16 protein-coding genes are annotated in these 17,540 nt (G+C 53.7%); 8 read left to right on the top strand and 8 right to left on the bottom strand.

What is annotated here, in order from left to right:
• Positions 1 to 234 precede the first annotated feature (234 nt).
• The 4 genes from Pla144_RS19775 (at position 235) to Pla144_RS19760 (ending at position 3,676) form a co-directional block, all read left to right on the top strand.
• Positions 235 to 414 (top strand): hypothetical protein, encoded by a 180-nt coding sequence (locus tag Pla144_RS19775; protein ID WP_146452442.1) that lies wholly within the window; start codon positions 235 to 237, stop codon positions 412 to 414.
• A gap of 209 nt (positions 415 to 623) precedes the next feature.
• Positions 624 to 1,898 (top strand): hypothetical protein, encoded by a 1,275-nt coding sequence (locus Pla144_RS19770; RefSeq protein WP_146452441.1) that lies wholly within the window; start codon positions 624 to 626, stop codon positions 1,896 to 1,898.
• Between the two features lie 585 nt (positions 1,899 to 2,483).
• Positions 2,484 to 2,891 carry a putative signal transducing protein gene (locus Pla144_RS25615; protein WP_146452593.1) on the top strand — a complete coding sequence of 136 codons (408 nt, stop codon included), beginning with the start codon at positions 2,484 to 2,486 and terminating at the stop codon, positions 2,889 to 2,891.
• Positions 2,892 to 3,334: 443 nt separating this feature from the next.
• A complete protein-coding gene (locus Pla144_RS19760) occupies positions 3,335 to 3,676 on the top strand; it encodes a PilZ domain-containing protein (protein ID WP_146452440.1) in 342 nt (113 codons plus the stop codon).
• Between the two features lie 85 nt (positions 3,677 to 3,761).
• Here the strand turns inward: Pla144_RS19760 and Pla144_RS19755 are convergent, their stop codons facing one another.
• From Pla144_RS19755 to metF, 3 genes are all read right to left on the bottom strand, one after another.
• Positions 3,762 to 5,102, bottom strand: a complete 1,341-nt coding sequence (locus Pla144_RS19755) for an MFS transporter (RefSeq protein WP_146452439.1) — start codon at positions 5,100 to 5,102, stop codon at positions 3,762 to 3,764.
• Positions 5,103 to 5,260: 158 nt separating this feature from the next.
• A complete protein-coding gene (locus tag Pla144_RS19750; protein WP_146452438.1) occupies positions 5,261 to 6,763 on the bottom strand; it encodes a serine/threonine-protein kinase in 1,503 nt (500 codons plus the stop codon).
• A gap of 4 nt (positions 6,764 to 6,767) precedes the next feature.
• Positions 6,768 to 7,643: a methylenetetrahydrofolate reductase [NAD(P)H] gene (gene metF, locus Pla144_RS19745; protein ID WP_231936455.1), complete on the bottom strand. Its 876-nt coding sequence runs from the start codon at positions 7,641 to 7,643 to the stop codon at positions 6,768 to 6,770.
• Positions 7,644 to 7,914: 271 nt separating this feature from the next.
• On the opposite strand from metF, the gene glgP reads away from it, so the two are divergent.
• Entirely contained in the window at positions 7,915 to 10,119 is a 2,205-nt protein-coding gene (gene glgP, locus Pla144_RS19740) for an alpha-glucan family phosphorylase (RefSeq protein ID WP_146452437.1), read from the top strand.
• Here glgP and Pla144_RS19735 read toward each other — a convergent pair.
• Together Pla144_RS19735 and Pla144_RS19730 are read right to left on the bottom strand one after the other, a co-directional pair.
• Positions 10,116 to 10,667: a hydrolase gene (locus Pla144_RS19735; RefSeq protein WP_146452436.1), complete on the bottom strand. Its 552-nt coding sequence runs from the start codon at positions 10,665 to 10,667 to the stop codon at positions 10,116 to 10,118. The two genes, glgP and Pla144_RS19735, sit on opposite strands and share 4 nt — an antisense overlap.
• A 20-nt stretch (positions 10,668 to 10,687) precedes the next feature.
• Positions 10,688 to 11,701, bottom strand: coding sequence for a prealbumin-like fold domain-containing protein (locus tag Pla144_RS19730; protein ID WP_146452435.1), 1,014 nt, complete (start codon positions 11,699 to 11,701; stop codon positions 10,688 to 10,690).
• A gap of 306 nt (positions 11,702 to 12,007) precedes the next feature.
• Here Pla144_RS19730 and Pla144_RS19725 point away from each other — a divergent pair, with 306 nt between their 5' ends.
• The 3 genes from Pla144_RS19725 to Pla144_RS19715 all read left to right on the top strand — a co-directional run bounded on the left by Pla144_RS19725 (position 12,008) and on the right by Pla144_RS19715 (position 14,255).
• On the top strand, positions 12,008 to 13,099 hold the full coding sequence (locus Pla144_RS19725) for an acyl-CoA dehydrogenase family protein (protein ID WP_146452434.1): 1,092 nt from the start codon (positions 12,008 to 12,010) through the stop codon (positions 13,097 to 13,099).
• A 24-nt stretch (positions 13,100 to 13,123) separates the two neighbouring features.
• Positions 13,124 to 13,783, top strand: coding sequence for an adenylyl-sulfate kinase (gene cysC / locus Pla144_RS19720; protein WP_146452433.1), 660 nt, complete (start codon positions 13,124 to 13,126; stop codon positions 13,781 to 13,783).
• Positions 13,784 to 13,907: 124 nt separating this feature from the next.
• The gene (locus tag Pla144_RS19715) at positions 13,908 to 14,255 is read left to right on the top strand and encodes a hypothetical protein (RefSeq protein ID WP_146452432.1); all 348 of its coding nucleotides are present in this window, start codon (positions 13,908 to 13,910) and stop codon (positions 14,253 to 14,255) included.
• A 61-nt stretch (positions 14,256 to 14,316) separates the two neighbouring features.
• Here Pla144_RS19715 and Pla144_RS19710 read toward each other — a convergent pair whose 3' ends face one another.
• The 3 genes from Pla144_RS19710 to Pla144_RS19700 are packed head-to-tail and all read right to left on the bottom strand — an operon-like array spanning position 14,317 to position 17,450.
• Positions 14,317 to 15,831 carry a mercuric reductase gene (locus Pla144_RS19710; RefSeq protein WP_146452431.1) on the bottom strand — a complete coding sequence of 505 codons (1,515 nt, stop codon included), beginning with the start codon at positions 15,829 to 15,831 and terminating at the stop codon, positions 14,317 to 14,319.
• An 18-nt stretch (positions 15,832 to 15,849) separates the two neighbouring features.
• Complete coding sequence (locus Pla144_RS19705; protein ID WP_146452430.1) at positions 15,850 to 16,596, bottom strand: TVP38/TMEM64 family protein; 747 nt, start codon at positions 16,594 to 16,596, stop codon at positions 15,850 to 15,852.
• A 23-nt stretch (positions 16,597 to 16,619) separates the two neighbouring features.
• Entirely contained in the window at positions 16,620 to 17,450 is an 831-nt protein-coding gene (locus Pla144_RS19700; protein WP_146452429.1) for a DUF547 domain-containing protein, read from the bottom strand.
• Positions 17,451 to 17,540: the final 90 nt, after the last annotated feature.

Below are 17,540 nucleotides of genomic sequence, written 5' to 3'. Positions count from 1 at the left end.
GGAAAGAAATGAATCCAATCGCCAGAAGCCTCCGCGAACCTCGCGGAGGCTTCTCTGCATTGGGACACCGGCCCATTACCCGCTGCGAAAAAGGTAGCCAGATCACGAGCACCTGCGAATTAGCAAGGATTAGCAAAGTTTCGCAACGAAACATTTAGCAGTGACACAGATTAGCAGTAACGCCGACGTTCACGCGCAAGTTGGCCATCGCGAATGGGGTCGCTCTACTCCAGCATGTGTATTCCATCCCGATTCTGCCGCCTGCCATGGATGACTTTCGTTTCTGCCCATGCCTGCTTGGTTCTGCTGGCGTCCGCGGCGCTCTCCGCACCTGGCACCGAGACCTCGCCGTACATCGTGCTGATCGTCGCCGACGATCTCGAAGATGAAGAAGGAAATCGCTGTCATGGCTAGATAACTGCATCGAGCCAAGTTCCCAGGGTTCATCGGCCCCCGCTACCAACGGCAGCTCCCGCCAAGTTCCGAGGTTTGGCACTCCGCCGCAAGTGGCCCCGGTCGAAAAACAGTGCTTTTGCCTTCGTGAATCAGTACTGGTACAATCAGTTCAGGTGGCAAGTGTCACCATTAACTCTTGCTGTGCGAACATATCGAAAGTGTGCCTTATGTGGTTGCGTGCTTCCGCGATACTCTTGGCTTTTATTTGCATCTCTCCGTCATTTGCAGACGACCTTCAATTGACCTTGGACTTGCTCAACAACATCTCCAACGATGCGACCAGCGGGGGTACGTGGCAACTCTTTGCCCGTAAACTAGAAACCAGCAGCGGGGCTGAAGGGGATTTTGGTGTTGCGGCCACCCGTGCTTTGCTTAATAACGTCGATATCAATACGATTACTTTTAGATCCGGCATTGGCCAACCTACCACCGGCGGTCCTTACATTCAAACACTGTCCAACGGCACGGTGGAGATCAACTATCAACAAGACCTTGGTGGGCCGGTAGTGACAGGGGTCGGTGTTTTTCCCTCATTCCGCCCATTTCAAGATCAGCTCATCGCTTCGGGAACCTGGCCCAGTGGTCCCCGGCCTGCTTTTGGTCTCGATCCGGATAGCTTCTCCTCGTCAGGTAGTTTTTTGTCGAGTGCATCTGCCCCCTTTGCGGCAATCTCTCCTGACAACACGTTTTCAGATGTTGTAACCCTAGGAGATTTTAACGATTCCGATACGATCACACTTCTTGATATTAGTCCCCATTTATTGACGCAGGCGGGTAATGAACCCCGCTATCATCCAGCCGCCGATTTCAATCAGTCGGGAACAGTCTCATCTTCGGACAGAGCTCAGTTCATTGCTGCTTTGTCCAACAGAAAGCCTTCTCCGCTTACTCCAGCTCCGGAACCGTCCGGTAGTGAGGCAGGCTCGGTCTTCTTTAGTGGGGATGTTGGTCCCGCTGCATTAGGAGAGAGCGGCACCATTGAGATTCGTATGGAACTTAATGGTACTTATGATAGTTTTCAGAATGGTGGGGTCGATCTGGGGATTCATCTCGGCACGCCTGGAGTGGTGAGATTCACATCTGCCGAGTTACTTAACACAGCTGGCCGGTGGACTAGTACAAGTGAAGCCTTCGACGACAACTCGGTTCGACTGTTTGCTGTCTCGTATTTAGCCCCAGGAATGCTCATAAGTGTCCCAGGGGTACTCTTCGCCACCATTGAATACGAACGAATTGGTCCTGGTTGGACCCCTCTGATTTTTGAGATTGGTCCCGAGACTCTAGTTGATGGCCGCTCTCTCCTCGGCAGTTTCGATGTAACCCAGAATTACGCGTTTCTTGCGAGTAGTATCGGTGTGCCGGAGCCGAATTCACTGTTGCTTGGCTTTGGTACGTGCGTGTTATTGTTTGCAAAGCGTCAGCGATACAGACTTCATCCATAACCTGCTCATAAAGCTAGCGGCCAAGTTTAGCGAAACTCTCTTTTTGTTGAGCTAGCGATACCTGCCAGCGGTCACTCTGTGGTCACAACTACTGGCATAATAATGACCACTTGCTAACCAATCGTAACCAGTGGCGGCGAGCACATCTGCTGACTAAAACAGGCTTCCGCTAAGTACAGCGGCGGCTTTATCGACCGCCGCTAGAAACCGCAACTCCGGCTAAGTTCCGAGGTTTTTGGCACGCCGACGCTAGGAAAGATACACGGGATCGCAAGATAGAGGCAAAATATGTAGAGTTGATTAGTCGATCATTTTCTGTCTGGAATCACTATGCATCTCATTTAGTTTGCACTCGGCATTATCTCGTTAATATTTGCATTACCTCTCGCCGCTCTTGGCTTAGGGTTGTTATTCATTGGCCCTCACGGGTCGGGGAATAGCTTCACGTGTTTTCGCTCTGTTTTTCTTTGATTTGGGTTTGGAGTGGAGCTTTGCTAAAGGAATGGCTCCGTGGTGGAAGTATTTCCCTGAGACCGACTCGCAAAAAGCTATTGCGACGATTTAGGCGTCAAATACTCCAGGAACATCTTTAGAGGTGAGCTGTCGAATCTTGTCTCCAGGGCTAAGTACCGTGGCCATATACCAAAGGGCTCGATAGCAGATTCCAGACTCTGCGAAGTTTATTCAGCCGCCACTATTCAAGAAGCCCTCTCGATCAAAACTGTTTTGGAAAATGCAGGGATCGACTCACTTATCTTGGGGGATCACCTCCAAAACGCGGTCGGAGACCTGCCTGCTGTTGCCATCGCACCCGAGGTTTGGGTTCGCACTGAGTACTCAGAAGTAGCTCGCGATATTATTGCGAAATTTAAAGGTGAACTTCGGGAATCTAAAGAGGCAACTGCGTTGGTATGGGAGTGCGATGAGTGCGGAGAAAGTAACGAATCTAACTTTGATATCTGTTGGAACTGCCAAGCTGCTCATGATTCATAACTGGCTTCTGATTAACGCAAGTGACCTTTGTTCAGCAAGCGTGAGGCACAGTAGATTCATCAATTCGCTATCCAACGGAGGAGCGCTCCACCTCCAAACACGCTGGATGTTGCCAAGTTCACAAGAAAGGGTTCCTGCCAACCTTCTTTTCTTCTTTCTGATTCAAGTTTGCAGGCCATTCATGCTCAGTTTGACGGGCGACTTGGCAGATGGACGTGATTGGTGTACCAGCCTCGCACCAGAAGGTCTGCACCTCAAAGCCCACCCAGACCTATTAGCATGGTCTTGTTTCCTTGGAGGAGTTATTAGGATTATTGGGCTTTATTTTTCAGGCTCAATGTTTTTCGGCTACCCCAGGAGAGGGGGTATTTTACCCTCATTGGGAGCTACGCTTGAGGTAAGCGCTGCCCCTTTGGTGACGCAGAAACACAAGGAGAAAACCGATGGCATCGAATACGACCAAGAGTTCGAAGTCCGATCAGATCCTAAGTGAATTACTACAAATCGCGTTGAAGGACTCTGACAACAATCGCCGATCAGAGAAGCGGTTTCCATTCTTTCGTCCAATCTCCGTTCAGATTGACAATCACAGCTTTTCGGCATTCACACGGGAAGTCAGCATTTCAGGAATAGGTCTGTTGCACAGCATGGAGTTACCGTTAAAAGAGGTCTCGATAACGCTTGCCGAACAGCCCAAGCCGCTGCACGTACTCATCGAGCGTTGTGAATCAATCGGTGAAGGCTGGTACATAAGCGGCGGGAAGCTTGTCGACCGCAGCTGCTGAGATGAATCGTGTTGAAGAAGTTTGACAGTACTTACTTGGGCCTGTGAGGGAAGGGTCGGGAGTTTTCTCCCGCTGACCTTTTGGGTCACCCTTCCACTTCACATCCCAACATTGGCTGGCCGACGTCGACAGTCGCCTCCGCCGCGGCGACTAGGCTGATCTCTTCCGCCGAGACAGCCTGGGTTGCTAGAGACGATGGGACGCCGGCGTCTACGATGCGAATCCGTCCAGCAAGCCACAAGCTTAAGAGGGTCGAAATCGCCGCGATCCAGCCAACCGTGCCAAAATGTAGTATTTTTCCATCCGGGCCCGCAGCAACAATGGCTCCCCCCAGATACGCACCCAAGCCGCTGGCCATGTGTTGCACCGAAGAGTTCGCGCTCAAGAATGCTCCACGGCGGCGCGGCTCCACGCTGCTGGTGACCATCGCCATGGCGGGGATCATGCGGCCAACGTTGCACAACATCAATCCGCCGAATACCGCAATCGCCAGCGCTGTAGGCACGGGGGGCAGATGCGTGATCAACAACATCATCACGGCCGAACCTGGAGCCACGAGGCGATACACATTCAACTTCCCGTATCGGTCAGCCAATCGGCCAATGATCGGCGACGCGATAAGCGTGAGCACACCCCCGGCGATGTAGACGAGTGGCAGTTGCTGTTCGGTCATCCCCACATTCGAGACCAGATAAGCACTCAAAAAAGGAAACACTGTGAAGCTGCCGATCATCAGCGTCACGATCAGCGCGAACGCTTTCAAGTGATTTGTGTGAGTAAACGTCTCGCTCAAGGACCTCAGTGGATGGCCGTGGTCCTTACCGACGTGTGTGTCCAGCGGCGGTAGAGCGAACGGAGTGAGCATTAGTGCCGGTATGCCAAAGACTGCGAGCACAACAAACGGCACGTGCCAACCGTAATTGGTTCCCAAATAGAGACCGAACGGCACGCCAAGCACCGATGCGAGCGCAAAGCCCGTCATCAGCGATCCCGTGGCTCGGCCGCGGCGCTCTTCGGGAAAAACGTCACCAATGATCGCCAGCGTCATCCCGCCCAAGATTCCGCCGAAGGCACCGGTAAATACCCGCGCAGCAATCAAAGCGTGATAATTGGGTGCGATCGCGCAGGCCAAGGTGCCAAGCAGAAACCCTGCATTGAGTGTCATGAATGTCGCTCGCCGAGCAAATCGGTCGACGATACTTGAGGCAACCAATCCTGCCGCTCCAGCGGCAAACGTGTACGATGAAACGATCATCCCAAACTGGGCGGGACTGATTGCCAGGGTCCTCATCAACTGCGGCGCCAGAGGCATGACGATCATAAAGTCGACAATGGTGGTAAACTGCACTGCAGCCAAGATAAGCAAAATAATCCGCTCACGCGTCCGCAGGTCATCTTCCACCTCCATGTGTTGATGCTTCGCCATGTCAGTCTGCCCCTTTTGCCATCCTAGGAATGTTGCGCCATCCCCAGAAATTGTCTCTACGTCCAGTTCCTAGCTGGCCATTATCGCCATTAATTGAAAGATAGACAGGGCCAATGTTGAAGTGGTTCACCGAGGGCTACTACTCTAGTGAACGGACTTTATTCGCCCAACCTACTCAGCGAGCCTTGCATTGACACATAAAGTTGATTCTCGAACCGATTGAGTTGGTCCTTCATCGAAGGGGTGATCTGCGAGTAGATCTCGCGTGCTTCGCGCTGGCGGCCGAGTTGTTCCAGGCTTACGAACCGGGCAGCTAGGGCGAAGGCGCGAAGCGGATCATCCGTCTGTCCTTCCTCTGCGAGTTTGGTAGCTAAGGAGAGTGCCTGGTCATATTGCGGAGAGTCGAACAAGAAATGGCGCACGAGTCCCTGCTCGGCGAGTTGTTTGTAGTAGGCGTCGGCATCGGGAAAGTTTTCCCACACTGCCCGCCATGCGGCTTCGCTCTCGGTCATTTTGGCATGGAACAACTGAGCGGCGGGGGAATCGCGTTTGGGGATCGTCGTCGCGCTGGTTCCTTCGAGGACGAAACGGGGCCGGACTGCGAAAGCGATTGCCCCACCGGCCAACAGGGCAATCGCAACAAGACCCGCGACTCGTTGCCAATTCCAGCCAACCGATTCCAACTTGGTTTGCTCGCGCATTAGCTGGCCCAACTGGGCGTTAGCTGCTGTGCGAGAACCGTCGGCGGAGATCCATTCCAAGAGTGACCACTCCTCCGAGCCCGCAGCCCAACCATCCTGGGCTGCCGAGGTGGCCAAGACCTTCAGATCTCGCATGAGATCACTGGGACCATCGTAGCGATCTGCAGGTTGCTTGGCGATCATGCGATGGACTACCGCGACGAACTCCTCGGGCAAACCGGCTTGCACATTACCGAGCGGGGTTGGCTCTCGGTTAAGGTGTTGCATGGCGATCGCCAGGGCCGTCTCTCCTGCGTGGGGTGGCACACCAGAAAGCAGGTGGTAGCAGGTGACACCCAAGGAATAGATATCACTGCGGGCATCGACCGGCCGGCCTTCGATTTGCTCGGGACTCATGTAGAGCGGTGTGCCCAATGCGACGCCGACTTCCGTGAGCGTTTTGCTGTCGACGCTCAACATCCGCGCCAGCCCAAAGTCGGCAACTTTGACAACACCCGTGGGACTGAGCAGGATGTTAGCGGGCTTGATGTCGCGGTGTACGATCCCCACTTCGGCCGCTTGGCACAGCGCCGAAACCACCTGCCGGAGAATATCCAGCACGGTCCCTGGCTCGAGGGTACCTTGCCGCTGGAGGATTTGATCGAGATTCTTTCCGGCGACAAATTCCTGGGCGATGAAGTGCTGGCCCGCCGACTCGCCTACTTCGTAGATTTGCACAATGTTGGGATGCACCAGCGCGGCCGCGGCGCGTGCTTCGTTGTTAAACCGTTGCACATAGCTTGGATTCTCAGCAAGTCGCGAGTGGAGCACTTTGAGCGCGATTTGCCTGCCGAGAGATTGCTGCTCTGCAAGATAGACGTCGGCCATTCCCCCAGAACCAATTTTGCGAAGCACGGCATACCCACCAAGAGGGCGACCGGCGAGGTCGGAATTGGAATTGAGTGGCGACGGATCGCTCATCGAATTACCTGGGGAGCTGGACGTCGCTGAGCACTCTTTCGGTAGCCTCGGATTTATTGAGCACGTAGAAGTGGATCCCTGGCACTCCTTCGGCGATCAACTCGGCGGTCTGACGGGTAGCGAACTCGACCCCCACTTCGAACTGCCCTGCTGATCCGTCTTCATGCTTGCTAAGAGCCGCGAGAAAATCCGGCGGAAGCTTGGCACCACAGAGCGAAGAGATGCGTTGAATCTGGGCCGCATTAGTCACAGGCAACAAGCCTGGTATGAGCGGGACATTGATACCGGCCGCCTGGCACTTGTCGCGAAAGGCAAAGAAGTCCACATTGTCGTAGAATAATTGGGTGATAATGATGTCTGCGCCGGCGTCAACCTTGCGTTTGAGATTGGCAAGATCCGCCTCGGGACTGACAGCTTCTTGATGAGTCTCCGGATAGCCCGCCACGGCAATACCCATGTTCTTGAATTCGTCTCGGATGAATTGGACCAACTCACTGGCGTAAGAAAATCCCCCCTCGACACTTTGGAAGGCCGTTTCGCCACGCGGCGGATCGCCGCGTAGGGCCACCACGTTGTCGACCTCTAATTCGAGCGCCCGGTGGAGATATGCGCGCAATTGGTCGGCCGTGTTTCCGACACAGGTGAGGTGTGTTGCCACAGGCAATTCGAATTTGCTGCGAACGTGGGCAACTACTTCGAGGGTGCGATCTTGGGTGGCTCCCCCTGCTCCATAAGTACAGGTGATATAGCTGGGCTGGAACTGGACCAACCGGTCGACATGGAACCAAAGATTCTCAATGCCAGCATCGGTCTTAGGTGGAAAAAGCTCGAATGACAGGCCAAAACGTTCGGGGCCATAGGCTTGGGCAAGGGTCGTCAACAGGAATTTCTCCAAAGGATTGTTCTGAGTTCGGCGGGTCGAACTATCAATTTTCGATAAACTAGGCTAAATACGATGAAGTTTGCATTCTGTTCCATTCTATCTTCGGTCTGCAAGTCTAGCCATGACCGACTCAGAGAGTGAATTTCCGACAGTTCTAATTCAACTTCATGTAGTGAGCAGTTTTCTTATCCCCATGGGACAGCAATTCGCTATAATCTGCGAGTTGTAGGCGAAGACGCCCCGTTACCAACCAGCCAGGTGAGTTAGTATGAGCCAGACAGAAATTCCTCGAAGTACCTCCAAACCTGCCCGTGACATTTGGACCGAAGTCACTCCCCAAGCCATGTACGACAAGCTCGTGGCGGTTTCCAGAAATCTGTGGTGGAGCTGGCATCCTGAGGTGGTGAGTTTGTTTCGCGATCTAGATCCCGTGCGTTGGCGACAATTGGACCACAATCCGGTGGCACTGTTGGCGGAAATGACCCCTGACCAGGTCGCTCAGCGGGCGTCCGAGATGGTGCTTTTTACACGAATCAATCAGGCCCACCGTCGACTGCGCGACTATATGATGAACACCCACAGCACTTGGGGTGCCCGCGAAGGGGGGGTGCTAGGCTCGATGCCCGTTGCCTATTTTTCTGCCGAATTCGGCATTCACGAATCTGTGCCGATATATTCGGGTGGCCTGGGTGTGCTTTCAGGGGATCACATCAAAAGTGCTAGTGGCCTGGGTGTTCCCCTTGTGGCCATCGGGCTTTTCTACGATCAGGGCTATTTCAAGCAACATCTCGACCGAGATGGCTTTCAGAACGAAGAATATCTCGATACGAAAGTCGAGAATCTGGCGATGGAGCCTGCCCACGACAAAAACGGCAAGCCAATTACCATCTCCATCGAAACACTGGACGGCGAGTTGAAGGCCAAGGTGTGGCTAATGCGAGTTGGGCGGGTGCCCCTCTATCTTCTAGACTGCGATGTCGAAGGAAATCGCCCCGAAGATCGCGAGCTGACCAGTCGGCTCTATGGTGGTGATGTCCGCACACGGATTCGCCAGGAATTGGTACTCGGTGTTGGCGGTGTGAAAGCTTTGCGGGCCTTGGACATCCACCCCGGCGTTTATCATCTCAATGAGGGACACAGTGGCTTTGCCCCGTTGGAAGTGATTCGTGAACGCATGAGCGAAGATGGGATGTCTTTCGACGACGCTTTGCGCGACGTAGCCCAGCACACTGTCTTCACCACGCACACTCCTGTCCCTGCTGGACACGACCGGTTTGAGGGCAAGCTCATCGAAGAGCATTTGGGACCACTGCGACAGAAGCTTGGAATTTCCTACGACCAGTTGATGGGGCTCGGGCGAGTCGAACCTCAAAACGAACAAGAGACGTTCTGCATGACAGTTATCGGCCTCAAGCTTTCGCGCCGAGCCAATGCAGTAAGCTCGCTGCATGGTTATGTATCGCGACGCATGTGGTCGAATCTCTGGCCGTGGCGCGTGGAAGAAGAGGTTCCCATCGGCCACATCACCAATGGTGTCCATGTGCCTAGTTGGCTAGCGCACCCGATGCAGTTGCTCTACGACCGCTATCTCGGCCCCGATTGGCTGGGAAATGTGGGTGATTCGGAAACCTGGCAAAAAGTCTACGAAATCGATCCGGGCGAATTGTGGGAGACTCACAATGCACTCAAAAGCCGTTTACTTGAGTTTGTGCGGCGGAGGGTCAGTCGGCAGTGTCGTCGTCGTAATGAAGATGAGGCCGCCGTGGAAGCCGCCCGCACTGTGCTCGATCCGAGTGCTTTGACGATAGGCTTCGCCAGGCGATTTGCTACCTATAAGCGGGCCGATCTGTTTCTGAAGAATCTCGATCAATTTGCCGAAATGATCGATGACGTGAACCATCCAGTCCAGTTCGTGTTTGCCGGCAAGGCCCATCCCGCCGACGAACCGGGCAAGAAACTTATCCAGAGCATTGCCAACTTGCGCAAGGACCCACGGCTCGCAGGTAAGATCGTGTTCGTCGAGGATTACGACATCAACGTAGGACGCCATCTCACTCAAGGCGTCGATGTTTGGCTGAACAACCCTCGCCGACCGCTAGAGGCCTCCGGCACAAGCGGCCAAAAGGTCGTCCTCAACGGCGGGCTCAATTGCTCGGTACTCGACGGCTGGTGGGCAGAAGCCTACAACGGCAAGAACGGTTTTGCGATCGGCATCGGTAAGCAACACGTCGACACTGCCGTCGGCGATCAGCGCGATGCCGACGATCTAATGCGAGTCTTGCGGGATGAAGTAATCCCATTGTTTTACGACCGCGACGTAGACGGACTGCCAAAGCAATGGATCGGGAGAATGACCAACTCGATCGCTTCCCTGGCAGCCCGCTTCAGTGCCCACCGCATGGTGATGGACTACGTGAAGGAAGCCTACCTGGTCGCCGCGGGCGGCTTGAGTTCCGATATGCACATGCCTTAACCGCTTGCGACGAAAAAGCGATCCCTCAGCCGGACTGCCACGCAATCCGGGTGGTGCTTGCGTGGCTCAAGTTTGCACTTGCGCCAGAAGGACAACGTAATTCTTACCATACATTTTTGCGCACTTTGGGCAGGTTGTGTAGTAGCAATACAGTTTTGCAAATTCTTCCCTTGGCCTTCGACAAGGGTTTTCATCTCTCCAATCCAGTTTCGCACGTTCCGGTAGGGTCCTTCAAACACCTTGGATAGAAATGTTCCCGAAATGGCAGCCATCTTTGCACCTGGGACATCTTTCGTTACCTCGATATAGACATCTGCACCCCACAATGAATTCTCGTCCGCCAAGACTACCAAGTTCTCGGGGCGCGCGTTCGCAGCCTCGATCTGGCTAACGTTGCGTTTCATGACCGAGCCGAAATTGAGTGGGACATGAAGAAAACTAGTGACTCTGTCTTTCACGAAACGCTTGTTCTCCCAGGTAAACGTTTTGTCATCCCACGGATCAGGATTGAAACGAGGACAGCATTCGTCGGACTCGTTCTCGCTCATCAGAATACCTCCTTCTATGATTAGTCTTTCATCTGCCGATACCACTCGACTGCGAGGATATCTCCCACACGAGCGGATTTGCCTTCAGCTAGTTCAATCTTACTCGATAGCTGTTGCGATAGTTCCTCCAGTCGAGTGCTATACTCCTCAGAAGTCGCGTTACTGAGTTTGGGGATGCTGAGCAGTTGGCGCGGAGTAAGAGCATGTGCCTCCAAGAATTCTGAGAGTTCTGCCAACTCAGGAGGCGGAGTCTTGCGGCCATCCGACCACCCGGCAACAAATGGTTCTGGGGGCACGCGTGATAGTCCTGTTCTCGATGCAGGAACCTTGACGGATGCGAACCCTGGTGAATTGTCGGGAGCAAAGAAGAAAGCATATACCGGTTGATCGGGCACTCCAACCACGGTCGTCTTCCCAAGCGGCATCCTGTTGACGCCAATTAGCTGGTTAAGAAATGACGGTCCCATTGCCTGGAGCCCCAGGATAGGATCGAACTCCGGTGGTGCCGTACTGAGGAACATGAAAGTTTCGTTGTTACCGACATCTTGATCAAATTGAATGATGCCCTTGCCGGGCGGCCTCAACGCTACTAGCGCTTCGTAATAATCAGTAGGACGGGGAACGACGATATCTCCCGCGACGCCCAACAACTGAATAACAGTGCCGTGTACCTCAAAGACTCCCTTGTAGGGTCCAATCCATTTCTGGGCTATCAGGCGATACTTTCCTTCAGGGACGTTTTCGAATTGAAACCTGCCTTTGTCGTCAGTAATGACAATCGCCAGTTCATTTGCAGTCTCTTCCAACTGGTTTTGAGCCCAATCAATTGGTTGATAGCTTTTCTTCGCGAGTGGCATACCCGTTGCTGCGTCGCACAAACAGACGGGGACATTCGGCGTGCCTGATCGGAGTTCCATTACGATCCCAACAATCGCATGTGCCTTGCCTGTCTCCGTCTCGGCATAACAAACCTGCGAAGAGAGCACAGAAAAGGCGACCACTCCAATGATGAGTAAGAAGTTGGAATGGGCCATGATGGCGTCTTTCCGTTAGAACGACAAAGAGAGACCAGCGAACTGCGAAATTTGAATGAACTGTATCCGGGCGACTCAATGAATATATCAAACTAGGAGTACTGGTGGCAGCTGGAGATGCTGTTCAATGTGAGAAGACCCTCCTAGATTTCCTTCATCATGGGAAGGACATGCCGCATCCTGCCATTAAATAAAGACACACAACAGTTCAAGGGGCGTTGGCGACACGAGTAGATCGGGAGTACAATTGGACAGGTAGTTACGGCGGTCCGTTGGGCTCAAGAACATTCACCATCCAATTCTCCCATGCCAAATATCATTACCTCTCCCGACGACTCCGCTTTAAAGTCGCTGTGCGAACAGCTTCATCAGCTCGCAGATGAAACCGATCTCACTGGCCAGTGGCCGGCCGAGCAGTTGCGGTTGTGTGGCGAGTACGGTGTTTTCGAGTGGTTCATTGAGCCAGAGTGGGGAGGGCAGGCTTGGGATTTAGAGTCAATCGTAAGGGGGTATCTGTCCCTCAGCCAGGCGTGTCTCACCACCACATTTATCATTACCCAGCGGTCAGGGGCCTGCCGAAGGATTGCGACCTGTGAGAATGAAGAACTCAAAACACTGTTGCTGCCAGAGCTCTCCACGGGGAAGAGTTTTGCCACGGTAGGAATCTCGCATCTCACTACCAGCCGCCGCCATCTCGCCACACCGGTGTTGAGAGCCGAGCGCGTCAATGGCGGGTTTGTGCTTGATGGATTCAGTCCCTGGGTGACTGGTGCGGATAATGCACAGCATGTCGTCACTGGGGCAACGCTCATGGAAAATGGCAACCCTACCGAGGAGCAGTTGCTCGTCGCGCTGCCGATGGATTTGCCTGGCGTCTCGGCGGTGGACCCTGCCCAGTTGGTCGGTCTGTCGGCAAGCCACACAGGACAAGTGGTTTGCGAACGAGCGTTCGTCGATGAGCGGTGGTTGCTGGCCGGGCCGGTAGAGAACGTGATGTCCTTGGGTTCTGGTGCAGGCACGGGAGGGCATCAGACTTCAACCCTGGCCGTGGGACTAGCTAAGGCTGCGATCGATTTCATTGAAGCGGAAGCTGTTAAGCGCGCTGAACTTAGTGTACCGCTCGATGCTTTGCGCCATGACTACGAAGATGTTCATGACATACTTTTTTCCGTGGTCAGAGGTGAACCATCTTGCTCGACCGAGATACTGCGTCAACGAGCCAACAGCCTCGTGCTGCGGGCGACCCAAGCTGCGTTGGTCACCGCCAAGGGTGCTGGCTACGTACAAGGCCACCCTGTCGGCCGCTGGTGCCGCGAAGCGTTGTTCTTTTTGGTGTGGAGTTGTCCCCAACCCGTTGTGGATGCCAACTTGTGTGAGCTCGCCGGTATTGCTGACTAAGGATTTACTTGTAGGCCGCAAGATATGACCGATAAAGAAAAACCAATCGTCGTGTGGCACGAACATGCCGTGGCACGGGCTGACCGCGAAAAGTTAAACGGCCACCGTGGGTGTGTGGTCTGGTTCACTGGCCTAAGCGGTTGCGGCAAGAGCACAATTGCCAATATGGTGGATCAAATGCTCCACCGGCGCGGGGTCCGCAGTTACTTGCTCGATGGCGACAACGTGCGACACGGCCTGAACGCCACGCCGGAAATCTTGAATGCCCGCTTTGGCGAGGAATTCGCGAAACGTTTTGGCCTCGGATTTTCGCAGCAAGACCGTGAAGAAAACATTCGCCGGGTGGGGGCGGTAGCAGGGCTGATGAGTGATGCTGGGTTAGTGACCCTCACGGCCTTCGTGAGCCCGTTTCGTGCCGATCGCGATGCAGTGCGAGTTGGTCTGCCAGAGGGTGATTTTGTCGAAGTCTTTGTCGATGCTTCGCTAGAGACTTGCGAATCGCGTGACCCGAAAGGGTTATACAAAAAGGCCCGGGCTGGCGAGATCAGCGATTTTACTGGAATTAGCTCCCCCTACGAGGCCCCCAAAAAAGCCGAACTGATACTCGACTCAAATCACCTTACCCCCGCAAAACTCGCCGAACAGGTGATCCAACACCTAGAAAAAGCGGGGAAACTCCTATAGTCAAGCTAAATGATAGCGGTATTTGGTCGATATTGCTTTCGACATTGACCGCCGAGAGTTGATGGGACTAGATTAAATGTTGTGTGGAGTATCTGCTCCTCTCCAACCACACGGAGGTTTGATCATGGGTACACTATTCTCTCAAGTTCCTACAAATGATGCTGTAGACGGTCACACCGCGCGCGAATATGAAGCCAGTTTTGTGTCGGGCGTCGCAACCTTGGAGAATCCCCATCGCCAGCTCCGTACGGGTCTCGTTGGAGAAGAAGTGGCGCAACTTGTCAGGGAGCAACTCAATGTTCACCTCCCCGGTCGCATCGGCCAACTCAAGGTGAGTGTGGCAGAAAACTCTATCGTGCTCACGGGTTCTTGCAGTTCCTACTACACGAAGCAACTCGCCCAGCACGTGGCTATGGAAGTCCTCACATCTGAGCGACTAGTGAATCAGTTGGCAGTGCTGAAGGCGAAGTAACTAAGGATCGAGTGGAGAGTCTAGAGCCAGAATGTGTGGTATTAAAACCAGCTTTCCCTGCTCACCGCGTCCAGGTTAGCCACTTTTCCATCAATTTCTTCACCAGCGGAGTCAAGCGGGTCTTGTTGTATTGATCTCCCAATTTGCGGATCGCCTCGGCCTGCGTGGGATAGGGGTGGATCGTGCTGCCAATTTTTTTAAGTCCGACTCCGGCGGTTATAGCCAGGGTGATTTCCGAAATCAGCTCCCCGGCGTGTTGTGCGACGATTGTGGCACCTAGGATTTGATCTGTACCTCGTTTGAGATGCACTTTGGCAAACCCAGCCTCTTCTCCCTCAAGAATTGCGCGGTCTACATCCTGCAAGGGTTGCACGAACGTATCAACCTCCATTCCCTTTTCCTTGGCATCTTTTTCGTACATGCCCACATGGGCCACCTCGGGAGAGGTGTAGGTACACCAGGGGATTGTCAGCTTCGACTGCTTCGCCCGACCCATAAACAGCGCATTCTGAATGACAATACGGGCCATGAAGTCAGCAGTGTGTGTGAATTGATACGGCGAGCAAATGTCGCCCGCTGCGTAGATCCGCGGGTTGGTCGTCTGGAGAAAATCGTTGACCTGCACTCCCTTCTGATCATGCTCCACACCCACGATCTCCAGATTGAGGTCTTCCACATTCGGCTCGCGTCCCACCGCTACAAGCAATTGGTCGAGCGCTTCGTGATACGCCTGACCATGAGACTCGACAGTGAGTCGCGGCTTGCCTTTCTCTGATTTGATCTGGAGCTGCTTGCCACAACACAGCAGTATCACGCTATCATTTGCAAGCGCCCGCTGGACGATCTCTGCCGCTTCGCGGTCTTCGCGGGGGAGAATGCCATGCTCGGTCTCAACTAGAAATACCTGCGAACCCAATCGAGCGAAGGCCTGAGCCATCTCACAACCAATTGGCCCGGCCCCGATGATTCCCAAGCGTTGCGGAAGTTCTGTGAGTGAGAACAGTGACTCATTTGTGAGATAGTCGACGCTATCTAGCCCTGGTATGGGTGGTGCCGCTGCGCGGGCACCGGTGGCAATGACAGCCCGCTTGAATGAGAGTTTTTGGCCGTCGACATCCAGTGTTTTGGAATCCACAAACTGTCCCTGCCCAAAAAAAACGTCGACCCCCAGTTCCTGAAACCGCCGAGCCGAATCGTTGGGACTGATCTTCGCCCGGAGTCGTCGCATCCGCTCCATCACTGCGGTGAAATCGATGGCATCCGTGCTAGCCTGGACACCGAACTCAGCGGCAGTTCGCACCGATGCCGCGGCTCGGGCAGCGGCAATGATTGCCTTGGAGGGGACACAGCCGACATTCAGACAGTCTCCCCCCATCAGGCCGCGTTCCACCAACGCGACCTTGGCACCGAGTCCTGCTGCCCCCGCGGCAGTCACCAGCCCCGCTGTTCCCGCACCTATAACAACCAGATTGTAACGGCTCTTCGGAGTTGGATTCTGCCACTGCCGAGGATGGACATTGGCCTCCAATTCTTCGTTGAATGGGCCATGAGGTTGCAGGATGGATAAATAAGACATGAAAAAGCGATCCCGTTTCTATTTTGTTTCGACAGGCTCAGCAGGCGTTTCCTTACCGAAGTACCGCATGATCCACCGAACCGCTAGCGGAAAAATTCCTAATAGTACAAACGCCGTGCCCAGACGCGCTAGTTGTGTGCCTGAGAAAACCGCTCCGATACCTTCCTCGGCCAGGATTTGCAGCGAAGGCACACTGGACCCAGCATACACATAGACACATGTGCCTGCGAACATCCCCAATTGACTCACCCACCAGAAAGTCAGCGTCTTAACCGGCGTCAATCCCATGACTACGTTGATAACGAAGAACGGAACTGCCGGAATTAGGCGCAGCGTAAACAGATAATAAGGTCCATCTCGCTCGAGCATCTCGTTGAACTTGGCCAATCGCTCGCCAAAGTGATTCTGTACGACTTCACGAAACAGATAGCGGCTCAGCAAAAAAGCAATTGTGGCCCCCGTGGTCGAAGCGAAACTCACGAGTAGCACCCCGCGAATCAAGCCAAAAAACCACCCAACCACCAGCGTCAATACTGTCGCCCCAGGGAGCGAAATTCCCGTAATTGCGGCGTAGGCGACAAAAACCACTAAATAGGCGAGGGAGGGATTGCGCTTTTGAAACTCCCGCAGACGTGCCTCTTGTTCCGCCAACGCCTCCAGGGTCAACACATCTCGCAGCAGAAAGTACCCAATACCCATCACACTAGCCAGCACGATCAAGAGAACGAGCTTTATAACGCTGCTTTGCTGACTCTTGACGGGCATTTTTTTCCTACAGATAGCAGATGCTACTTTTTGGCTTGATCATTCAGGTCCCAATCATAGTCAAGATAACTCACCCGTGCCTGGCCGCCGCCGGCTAGGTCATGCGCCTCCTTGGGAACGAACGGAGCGATCCGCTGCATCTGCTCCGCCGTCGTGGGGCCAAAGTCCTCGCTAAACCAATCAAGAATCGGAGACACCGCGATCGTTTTCATTGTTTTATCGTAATTGAATTTGGTCGGATCGGCAAAGAATGCCTTGGCATTAGAGGTCAATTGCTGGTCGATCTTGGACGGCACATAGGCTTCATTCAACAGCCGAGGGCAGCCAATCGAAGCACAGACAATTGCAAAATGAATTCGAGGCTCTTGCATCTTGCGCAACACCTCGTGCTCCATCTGATTGAGTGAATAGGACTTACCATCCACAATAAGTTGCAAGTCGTCCCAGATATTGTAGCCGAAAAACTTCGCAGTGTGATTGCGGATGCTCGTCGTGGGATACTCGCGCAATATGCCTTTCACTGTGACCGCATTATAGGCATTGATCCAAAATGCCAGTTGATCAGCCTTCTTGGCATCCGCTGCGATAATTACTTCGGAAAGATGATCGAGGTACCGATCCAGCTTTTGCATATCAGACGAATTCTTTTGCCACCGCTCGTAGTCAACCATCCCTTTAGAATTGACATATTTTTTTACGAGGGTATCCCATTGTACATGGTCGATCCTTGCGATGGGTATTCGCTCGGAGGCGGTTAAATTTTTGCCAAGCGTCACCGGGGAGGCAGCAAAAGTTGAAGTTGTTTCAGCCGCAATCAGGAATGCCAAGGTAATGATTCTTCCCAGCGTGCTCATTAGATTACTCCCACGGAATGTATCGTTCTGGCCAACAGGCGGTGAACATCGCGATCAGACAATTCTTCTATCCTGAAGCTGCCGGGCCTG

This window comes from Bythopirellula polymerisocia (assembly GCF_007860015.1).
Classification (GTDB): Bacteria; Planctomycetota; Planctomycetia; order Pirellulales; family Lacipirellulaceae; genus Bythopirellula; species Bythopirellula polymerisocia.
The sequence above is the reverse complement of the archived record's forward strand: the minus strand, read 5'-3'. Positions and strand labels throughout refer to the sequence as shown.

Excerpts from the sequence above, each read along its gene's own strand:
- Pla144_RS19715 (WP_146452432.1), top strand. The coding sequence starts at position 13,908 with ATGGGTACACTATTCTCTCAAGTTCCTACAAATGATGCTGTAGACGGT.
- Pla144_RS19735 (WP_146452436.1), bottom strand. The coding sequence starts at position 10,667 with ATGAGCGAGAACGAGTCCGACGAATGCTGTCCTCGTTTCAATCCTGAT.
- Pla144_RS19770 (WP_146452441.1), top strand. The coding sequence starts at position 624 with ATGTGGTTGCGTGCTTCCGCGATACTCTTGGCTTTTATTTGCATCTCT.
- Pla144_RS19775 (WP_146452442.1), top strand. The coding sequence starts at position 235 with ATGTGTATTCCATCCCGATTCTGCCGCCTGCCATGGATGACTTTCGTT.
- Pla144_RS19730 (WP_146452435.1), bottom strand. The coding sequence starts at position 11,701 with ATGGCCCATTCCAACTTCTTACTCATCATTGGAGTGGTCGCCTTTTCT.
- Pla144_RS19725 (WP_146452434.1), top strand. The coding sequence starts at position 12,008 with ATGCCAAATATCATTACCTCTCCCGACGACTCCGCTTTAAAGTCGCTG.
- Pla144_RS19755 (WP_146452439.1), bottom strand. The coding sequence starts at position 5,102 with ATGGCGAAGCATCAACACATGGAGGTGGAAGATGACCTGCGGACGCGT.
- Pla144_RS19750 (WP_146452438.1), bottom strand. The coding sequence starts at position 6,763 with ATGAGCGATCCGTCGCCACTCAATTCCAATTCCGACCTCGCCGGTCGC.
- Pla144_RS19705 (WP_146452430.1), bottom strand. The coding sequence starts at position 16,596 with ATGCCCGTCAAGAGTCAGCAAAGCAGCGTTATAAAGCTCGTTCTCTTG.
- glgP (WP_146452437.1), top strand. The coding sequence starts at position 7,915 with ATGAGCCAGACAGAAATTCCTCGAAGTACCTCCAAACCTGCCCGTGAC.
- Pla144_RS19760 (WP_146452440.1), top strand. The coding sequence starts at position 3,335 with ATGGCATCGAATACGACCAAGAGTTCGAAGTCCGATCAGATCCTAAGT.
- Pla144_RS19700 (WP_146452429.1), bottom strand. The coding sequence starts at position 17,450 with ATGAGCACGCTGGGAAGAATCATTACCTTGGCATTCCTGATTGCGGCT.
- Pla144_RS19710 (WP_146452431.1), bottom strand. The coding sequence starts at position 15,831 with ATGTCTTATTTATCCATCCTGCAACCTCATGGCCCATTCAACGAAGAA.
- cysC (WP_146452433.1), top strand. The coding sequence starts at position 13,124 with ATGACCGATAAAGAAAAACCAATCGTCGTGTGGCACGAACATGCCGTG.